Annotated in this window: 2 protein-coding genes; both read left to right on the top strand. The window is 63.7% G+C overall.

Annotated features, from left to right (window positions below; all coding sequences use genetic code 11):
- On the top strand, positions 1-384 hold a 384-nt coding region (locus tag LB462_RS30850; RefSeq protein ID WP_224515927.1), incomplete at its 5' end, for a proton-translocating transhydrogenase family protein.
- A gap of 16 nt (positions 385-400) precedes the next feature.
- Positions 401-1,656, top strand: a 1,256-nt coding sequence (locus LB462_RS30855; RefSeq protein ID WP_224515929.1) for an NAD(P)(+) transhydrogenase (Re/Si-specific) subunit beta, incomplete at its 3' end; no start/stop codon positions are given.

The following is a 1,656-nucleotide window of genomic DNA, read 5'->3' on the forward strand; positions in this document are numbered from 1 at the left end:
CTCGATGCCTTGAACCAGGCGACCGAGATGGTGCGTCAGGCCGCCGGAACCATGCCGGATGCGGCAGGCGCTGCGGCGCATGCGGTCACCGGCGGTGCGGTCGATCCCTTCGTCTTCCGCCTGGCCATCTTCGTCCTCGCCATCTTCGTCGGTTACTATGTCGTCTGGTCGGTGACGCCGGCGCTGCATACGCCGCTGATGGCCGTGACCAACGCCATCTCCTCGGTCATCGTCGTCGGGGCGCTCTTGGCCGTTGGCCTCTCGGCCAGCGGTTTTGCCACCGGCTTCGGCTTCATCGCGCTCGTTCTCGTCAGCGTCAATATCTTCGGCGGCTTCCTCGTCACCCACCGCATGCTCGCCATGTACAAGAAAAAAGAAAAGTGAGGCGATGACCATGGGCATGAGCGTGAATTTCGCAACTTTTCTGTATCTGGTCTCCGGCGTCCTGTTCATCCTGGCGCTGCGCGGCCTGTCGCATCCGACGACCAGTCGCCAGGGCAATTTCTACGGCATGACCGGCATGGCCATCGCCATCGCCACGACGCTGGCTCTGGCCGAGCCAAGCCTCAAGGGGCTCGGGCTCATCGTCGTCGGACTTGCCATCGGCGGCAGCGTCGGCGCCTATATCGCCAAGCGCATTGCCATGACGGCGATGCCGCAGCTCGTTGCCGCCTTCCACTCGCTCGTCGGCTTTGCCGCGGTGATGGTGGCGGCAGCCGCGGTCTATTCGCCGGATTCCTTCGGCATTGGCGAGGTCGGTTCGATCCATGGCCAGGCGCTGGTCGAGATGTCGATCGGCGTTGCCATCGGCGCCATCACCTTCACCGGCTCGATCATCGCCTTCCTCAAGCTCGACGGGCGCATGTCGGGCAAGCCGATCATGCTGCCGGGCCGCCACGTCCTCAATGCGGGCCTTTTGATCGCCATCGTCGTTCTCGTCGTGGCGCTGGTCCTGACCGAAAGCCATCTCGTCTTCTGGCTCATCGTCATCCTGTCGCTGATCCTCGGCGGTCTGATCATCGTGCCGATCGGCGGTGCCGACATGCCGGTGGTCGTCTCGATGCTCAATTCCTATTCCGGCTGGGCAGCGGCAGCGCTCGGCTTTACCCTCGGCAACCTGGCGCTGATCATCACCGGGGCGCTGGTGGGTTCCTCGGGTGCGATCCTCTCCTATATCATGTGCAAGGGCATGAACCGCTCGTTCATCTCGGTCATCCTCGGCGGCTTTGGCGGCGAGACATCAGGGGCAGCGTCCGGCGAGGTCGAACAGCGCCCGGTCAAGCAGGGCTCGGCCGACGATGCCGCCTTCATCATGAAGAACGCCTCCAAGGTCATCATCGTGCCGGGCTACGGCATGGCCGTGGCGCAGGCCCAGCATGCCTTGCGCGAGATGGCCGACAAGCTCAAAGCCGAGGGCGTCGAGATCAAATACGCCATTCATCCCGTCGCCGGCCGCATGCCGGGGCACATGAACGTGCTCCTCGCCGAAGCCAACGTGCCTTACGACGAAGTGTTCGAGCTCGAGGACATCAACTCGGAATTCGCCCAGGCCGATGTCGCCTTCGTCATCGGGGCCAATGACGTGACCAACCCGGCGGCCAAGACCGACCCGAAATCGCCGATCTTCGGCATGCCGATCCTCGATGTCGACAAGGC

The sequence above is a fragment of the Phyllobacterium chamaecytisi genome (genome assembly GCF_020164455.1).
In the GTDB taxonomy this organism is placed as follows: Bacteria; Pseudomonadota; Alphaproteobacteria; order Rhizobiales; family Rhizobiaceae; genus Phyllobacterium; species Phyllobacterium chamaecytisi.